This window comes from Phenylobacterium sp. (assembly GCF_031412415.1).
In the GTDB taxonomy this organism is placed as follows: domain Bacteria; phylum Pseudomonadota; class Alphaproteobacteria; order Caulobacterales; family Caulobacteraceae; genus Phenylobacterium.
In genome coordinates, this window is the sequence record NZ_JANOCX010000279.1 from 1 (window position 1) to 6,268 (window position 6,268).

Sequence of the window (6,268 nt, forward strand, 5' to 3'; positions counted from 1 at the left end):
CGACAATCTTCTCAGGTCAACGTCGGTCAAAGGGGCAATTTTCGCCCCATCATGTGGCAGAATAGCCGCCAAGGAGGCAGATTCTTGTTCGACTGCCTACAACGCCGCCTCGATCGCCCCGGTGATCTCGCCGTCCAGCGGCTCGGTGCGCGGGCCGAAGGCGGCGATCAGCTTGCCGTCCTTGCCGACCAGCAGCTTGTGGAAGTTCCACACCGGCACGGCCGGCTCGCCTAACTCGGCCTCCGCCCACTTGTAGAACGGGTGGGCCTCGTCGCCCTTCACGTCGGTCTTCGAGGTCAGGGGGAAATCGACGGAGACGTTGGTCGCGCAGAACTCGGCGATCTCGGCGTCGGTGCCCGGCTCCTGACCCGCGAACTGGTTGCTGGGCACGCCCAGGACCACCAGACCCTTGTCCTTGTAATCGGAGTAGAGCTTCTCCAGCCCCTCGTACTGGGGGGTCAGGCCGCACTTCGACGCCGTGTTCACCACCAGGACGACCTTGTCCTTGAAGGTCGTCATCGGCAGCGCGGCGCCGTCGATGGCGTTGAACGAGAAGTCATAGGCGTCGGCCATGGCGCAGCTCTCCGTGAGGTTTGCGCCAGCCTAGCGCCCTTACCCCGCGTCCTCCAACGCCTGTTCGACCGCCAGCGCCAGATCCAGCGCCCGAGCCGCCTCCTCCGCCGTCACGATGGGCCGAGGCGCCTCGCCGCGCACCGCCGCCAGGAAGCCCGCGACGCTGGTGGCCAGGGTGTCCTTCACCGCGGGCGTGTCGGCATAGTCGGGATTGAGCGCGAAACCCGTGGTGTTGCGGAAGGCCCGGGTGACGAAGTCGATCTCCACCTCGCCCGACGGATAGACCAGCCTCATGGTCCGCTTGCGCTCCTGCTCCATGCGCGAGGAGTCGAAGATCGCGGTGAAGCCGTCGTCGAAGCTGACCTCGGCGCGGGCGCGGTCCCAGCCGCCGGAGAAGTCGATCCTGCCCTCGCCTTCCACCGCAACCGGCTTGGCCGCCGACAGCGACAGGGCCAGGTCCAGGTCATGGATCATCAGGTCCAGCACCACCGAGACGTCCAGGCTGCGCTCCGAGGGGGTGCCGTGGCGCACGGACTCCAGCATCAGCGGCTGCTCGGGGATGTCGAACAGCCCCATGGCCTGGAACACCACCCGCTCCTGGTGGCCGCAGGCGATCACCAGCTTCTGCTTGGCCGCCATGGCGATGATCCTGTCGGCGTCGGCCAGGCTGACGGCCAGGGGCTTTTCCACATAGATCGGCTTGCCAGCCGCCAGCGCGGCCAGCGCGCCCTCGGCGTGGGCGCTGGCGGGCGAGGCGACGGTGACCACGTCCACCGCCTCAAGGAACTCTTCCATCTTGTGGAAAGCCCGCCCGCCCAGGGGCACGGCCAGGGCCGCGGCCCGGTCGGGGTGGTGGCTATCGAACACCGCCGACAGCACCGACCCAGGCGCGCCGGCGTACTTGCGCGCGTGGTGGCCGCCGAACACGCCCGCGCCGATGACGCCGCCTCGCAGGGGTTCAGCCATGGACTCAGCTCCAAAATCGCTCGCTGCGCGCCTAACACGCCGTTGTGGGTCGACGCCACACGGCGCTTTGTCTTAAACATCCGTTTGAACGCCGCTTACGGTGTAAGGAGCCACCCCCGATGACGACCTCGCGTGAGATCCGCCTGAAGAGCCGCCCCGTCGGCCTGCCCACCGCCGACAATTTCGAGCTGGTCAGCGTCGACCTGCCCGCGCCGGGTCCCGGCGAGGTCCACGTGCGCAACACCTGGATGACCGTCGACCCCTACATGCGCGGCCGCATGAACGACGCCAAGAGCTATACCCCGCCCTTCGCGCTCGGGCAGGCCATGCAGGGCGGCGCCACCGGCGAAGTGATCGCCTCCAACGATCCGGCCTTCAAGCCGGGCGATCTGGTGCAGAGCTTCTTCGGCTGGCGCGAGGCCTTCAACGCCCCCGCCGCGGCGGTCCAGAAGCTCGACACCTTCGGCCTGCCGGTCCAGGCCTTCCTGGGCGCCGCGGGCATGCCGGGCATGACGGCCTATGCGGGCCTGCTGCGGGTGGCGTCGCTCAAGGAAGGCGACGTGGTCTTCGTCTCAGCCGCCTCCGGCGCGGTGGGCCAGGTCGTCTGCCAGATCGCCAAGCTGAGGGGCCACAAGGTGATCGGCTCGGCCGGCGGACCGGAGAAGACCGCCTTCCTGCGTGACGAACTCAAGGTCGACGTGGCCATCGACTACAAGGCCGAGCCCATCGTCGCGGCCCTGGAGCGCGCGGCCCCCGAGGGGATCGACGTCTATTTCGAGAATGTCGGCGGCGACCACCTAGTGGCGGCGCTCAACTCCGCCAACCTCAAGGCCCGCTTCGCGCTCTGCGGCATGATCTCGATGTACAACGAAGCCACGCCCCCGCCCGGACCGGCCAACATCTTCCTGGCGGTCGGCAAGCAGATCCGCATGGAGGGCTTCATCGTCTCCAGCCACTACGACATGCAGGCCGACTTCCACCGCGAGCTCGCCGACTGGCATGCGGCCGGCAAGTTCACCTGGCGAGAGACCGTCATGGAGGGGATCGAGAAGGCGCCCGACGCCTTCCTGGCGCTCTTCTCGGGCGAGAACTTCGGCAAGATGCTGGTCAAGCTCGCCTAGGTTTCCGTGGACGCGGTCGCTTCCGGCGTTGGCCCGCCGGAAGCGAGCCGCTACAAGCCGCGGGTACCCCCTCGCGGAGCTTTCCGGTGTCCCGTCTCTTCAACGCCTATGTGATCGTCGACTGGAGCGCCGCGGCCAAGCCGTCGACGGGGACGGATTCCGTCTGGATCGGTGTCATGAAGCGCGACCTGCGCTTCCGCCTGGCCTTCGAGAGCCACAACCCGGCCACGCGCGCCGAGGCCGAGAAGAAGCTGGCCGAGATCCTGGACGACCTGAAGAAACGCGGCGAACGCGCCCTGGTGGGTTTCGACTTTCCCCTGGGCTTCCCGCGCGGCCTGGCCGCCGGCCTGAACCTGCCGGGCGAGGCGCCCTGGCGCGCCGTCTGGGACCAACTCGCCAAGATGGTCACCGACAAGCCGACCAATGTGAACAACCGCTTCGGCGTGGGGTCGGAGATCAACCGGCGCCTGACTGGCGGGCCGTTCCCCTTCTGGGGCTGCCCGCCCAAGGACGCGCTCACCACCCTGCAGCCCAAGCGCACCAAGGCCCATGAGGCCGGTGACCTGCCGGAGTTCCGCCACGCCGACCTGGCGGCCAAGGGCGCCTCGTCGATCTGGAAGCTCTACTACAACGGCTCGGTCGGCGGTCAGGCGATCCTGGGCATACCGGCCGTGCGCCGCATGAAGCTGGCGCGCGGCGACGCGCTCCAAGCCTGGCCGTTCGAGACCGGCTTCAAGCCGCTGACCGAGGCGGACCTGGCCGGAGTCGAGGTGGTGGTCGCCGAGGTCTATCCGTCGCTCTACAAGGCCCAGCCCATGCCGGGCGAGATCAAGGACCAGGCCCAGGTCCGCGTGACCGCCGAGCACTTCGCTAAGCTGGACGAGGCGGGCAAGCTGGGCGCGGCCTTCGGACCGAGCAAGGCGGCGGCGGCCGATGTGGTGGCGGACGCCGAGCGCGAAGAAGGCTGGATCCTGGGCGTCGAGGCCTAGGCGATCTCGGCGGCCTTGGCCCCGGCGCCTGCCCGACGCTCCTCATAGGGCGCGCTGCGCAGGGATTGCAGCCACATGGGGATCCAGACGGCGAAGGCGCCGGCGGTGTCGGCGGCCAGGTCGCCGAGACTGACCCCGCGCCCCACCACCATCTGAGCGATCTCGATCGAACCGCCGACCAGGGCGGCGGCCAGCGCGATCTCCAACCGCCGGTTCTTGCGGAATGCCGCCATCATCAAGGCCGTCAGGCCGTAGAAGGCGATGAAATGCGCCGCCTTGTCGGCGGGCACGAAGTTTTCCTCCACGCCCTGGAAGGGGCCGACCATGCCGATGACGCATATGGCGCCGGCGGCGATCAGGAGGAACCGGGCGGCTTTCTGCGACGTCGGGACCATGGCGCAGTCCTGACAGGCCGCGGTGAAGAGTTCGTCAAAGGGGCCGGCGACTTAGGACGAAAAACCGGCTGCCCAGCAGTCCGGCCGACAGGAACGAGGCGGCGATCACCGCCCAGACGATGCCGTTGAGGCCGAGCTTCATGGGGATGGCCAGCCACCAGGCCAGCGGCATCATCACCAGCACATAGCTCATCAGGTGGGTGAAAGTCGGCAGCCAGACGTCGCCACGCGCCCGCAGCGCCTGGGCGATCACCACCTGCAGCGCATCGACCAGGAAGAACAGGCACGACAGGACCAGCGCCGTGGACGCCATGGCGATCACCAGGGGATCGGAGGTGTAGGCTTGGCTGATCAGGCCGGCGGCGGGCCAGATCACCAGCGAGATCACCGCGCCGAACGCCGCCGTCATCGCAAACCCGATCAGCCCGCTCCTCACCACGCCCGCGCGATCCCGCGCGCCATAGGCCCGGCCGACCATCACGGCCGTGCCGGTGGAGAGACCGAGCGGCACCATGAAGACCAAGGCCGCCACGTTCAGGACCACCGCCCAGGCAGCCACGGTCAGGCCGCCCATCCAGCCGGCGAAGATGTTCATCGAGGCGAAGGCGGCGACCTCGAAGAAGTTCGACGCACCGGCGCCATAGCCGATGCGCCGCTGTTCCTTTTCCGAAACGCGGTCACGCGCCGGTTTATCGAACACGCCCAGCGCGCGGCCCTCCTTCATCATCAGGATGAAGATCAGCATGGCGATGGCCAGGAAGGTCCGCGCGCCTGTGGTCGCCCAGGCCCCGCCCACCGCGCCCAGGGCCGGCAGGCCAAAATTTCCCGGCACCAACACCAAGAGCAGGCCTAGGTTCACGGCGTTGGCGATCCACATCATCACCGCCCCGGGGCCTGGACGGCCCAGGCCTTCAAGCCAGAAGCTAGCCGCCACGCTGATGGCGTAGCCCGGCAGCGAGAAGGCGAAGATCAGCATCGCCCGGGTGGCCCCGTCGGCAAGGTCGGGCTCGAGGCCGATCACGTGCAGGAAGGCCGGCCCAGCCACGATGGTGACCACCATCGAGACCATGCCGATCCAGAAGCTGTAGGCCAGGCCGCGCCGTAGAACCGCGCCGGTCAGCTCGCGCCGCCCTTCCCCGATCGCCCGGGCGGTCATCACCTGGACGCCGGTCAGCAGCCCTACCGCCATGGTGACCACGACGCTGGTCGGCGCCCAGGCCAGGGCGTGATAGCCCAGCTCGGTCGCGGAATACCGGCCCACCACGATGGCGTCGGACAGGCCCATGACCATGATGCCCAGGCGCGATAGCACCACCGGCCAGGAGAGCTTCCACAGCTCGCCGGTTTCCCTGCGGACGACATCATGTTCGCGCCCTTCCGGAAGGGTCGCGGGGGCCGGGTCGGCCATGGCAGCACCGGTTTTCAAAGAAGCGCGGAAAGTGGCGGCTGATCGCGCGGCGGGCAAGCGAAGCTTCGCCGCCGGCGCCCTTTTTCCAGGCGCCGGTGGCCTCGGGGGCACAGGCCCCGGCGAAGTCTAGATCGCCGCGCGCAGCGCCGCGTCGATCCGTTCTTCCTTGAGCTTCTCGGCCACCAGGAAGGCCAGCTCAAGCGCCTGTTCGCCGTTGAGACGAGGGTCGCAGTGGGTGTGGTAGCGGTCGGCCAGGTCACCCTCGGTAAGCGCGCGGGCGCCGCCCAGGCACTCGGTCACGTTCTGGCCGGTCATCTCCAGGTGCACGCCGCCGGGGTGAACGCCTTCGGACTTGGCGATCTCCACGAAGCTCTTCACCTCAGATAGAATCCGGTCGAAGGGCCTGGTCTTGTAGCCGTTGGCGGCGGTGAGCGTGTTGCCATGCATGGGGTCGATGGCCCAGACCACCGAGCGGCCGGAGCGCTTGGTCGCCTCCATCAGACGCGGCAGCCGATCGGCGATCTTATCGTGGCCGAAGCGGCCATAGAGGGTAAGGCGACCGGGCTCGTCCTTGGGATTGAGCGCCTCCATCAGGCGCAACAGGTCGTCGCCCTCCATGGTCGGGCCGCACTTCAGGCCAATGGGGTTCCGGATGCCGCGGAAGTACTCCACGTGAGCGCCGTCCAACTGCCGGGTGCGCTCGCCGATCCACAGCAGGTGGGCCGAGGTGTCGTACCATTCGCCAGAGGTCGAATCGATCCGGGTCATCGCCTCCTCGAAGCCCAGCAGCAGGGCCTCGTGGCTGGTGAAGAACTC

7 protein-coding genes are annotated in these 6,268 nt (G+C 68.3%); 2 read left to right on the forward strand and 5 right to left on the reverse strand.

Features of this window, described 5'->3' with window-relative positions; translation table 11 throughout:
• Positions 1-96: 96 nt before the first annotated feature.
• Entirely contained in the window at positions 97-573 is a 477-nt protein-coding gene (locus RMO04_RS13580; RefSeq protein WP_309645305.1) for a glutathione peroxidase, read from the reverse strand.
• A gap of 39 nt (positions 574-612) precedes the next feature.
• Positions 613-1,539, reverse strand: coding sequence for a Gfo/Idh/MocA family oxidoreductase (locus tag RMO04_RS13585; protein WP_309645306.1), 927 nt, complete (start codon positions 1,537-1,539; stop codon positions 613-615).
• A gap of 119 nt (positions 1,540-1,658) precedes the next feature.
• Here RMO04_RS13585 and RMO04_RS13590 point away from each other — a divergent pair, with 119 nt between their 5' ends.
• Together RMO04_RS13590 and RMO04_RS13595 are read left to right on the forward strand one after the other, a co-directional pair.
• Entirely contained in the window at positions 1,659-2,660 is a 1,002-nt protein-coding gene (locus tag RMO04_RS13590; RefSeq protein ID WP_309645307.1) for an NADP-dependent oxidoreductase, read from the forward strand.
• An 86-nt stretch (positions 2,661-2,746) separates the two neighbouring features.
• Complete coding sequence (locus RMO04_RS13595) at positions 2,747-3,649, forward strand: cobalamin biosynthesis protein CbiG (protein WP_309645308.1); 903 nt, start codon at positions 2,747-2,749, stop codon at positions 3,647-3,649.
• On the opposite strand, the gene RMO04_RS13600 is transcribed toward RMO04_RS13595, so the two are convergent.
• The 3 genes from RMO04_RS13600 to RMO04_RS13610 form a co-directional block, all read right to left on the reverse strand.
• Positions 3,646-4,044, reverse strand: coding sequence for a VanZ family protein (locus tag RMO04_RS13600; protein ID WP_309645309.1), 399 nt, complete (start codon positions 4,042-4,044; stop codon positions 3,646-3,648). The two genes, RMO04_RS13595 and RMO04_RS13600, sit on opposite strands and share 4 nt — an antisense overlap.
• A 34-nt stretch (positions 4,045-4,078) precedes the next feature.
• Entirely contained in the window at positions 4,079-5,452 is a 1,374-nt protein-coding gene (locus RMO04_RS13605) for an MATE family efflux transporter (protein ID WP_309645310.1), read from the reverse strand.
• 126 nt (positions 5,453-5,578) lie between these two features.
• On the reverse strand, positions 5,579-6,268 hold a 690-nt coding region (locus RMO04_RS13610), incomplete at its 5' end, for a 3-deoxy-7-phosphoheptulonate synthase (protein ID WP_309645311.1).

Bases quoted from the DNA above. Each gene is read 5' to 3' on its own strand.
- RMO04_RS13580 (WP_309645305.1), bottom strand. From the start codon at position 573: ATGGCCGACGCCTATGACTTCTCGTTCAACGCCATCGACGGCGCCGCG.
- RMO04_RS13585 (WP_309645306.1), bottom strand. From the start codon at position 1,539: ATGGCTGAACCCCTGCGAGGCGGCGTCATCGGCGCGGGCGTGTTCGGC.
- RMO04_RS13590 (WP_309645307.1), top strand. From the start codon at position 1,659: ATGACGACCTCGCGTGAGATCCGCCTGAAGAGCCGCCCCGTCGGCCTG.
- RMO04_RS13600 (WP_309645309.1), bottom strand. From the start codon at position 4,044: ATGGTCCCGACGTCGCAGAAAGCCGCCCGGTTCCTCCTGATCGCCGCC.
- RMO04_RS13605 (WP_309645310.1), bottom strand. From the start codon at position 5,452: ATGGCCGACCCGGCCCCCGCGACCCTTCCGGAAGGGCGCGAACATGAT.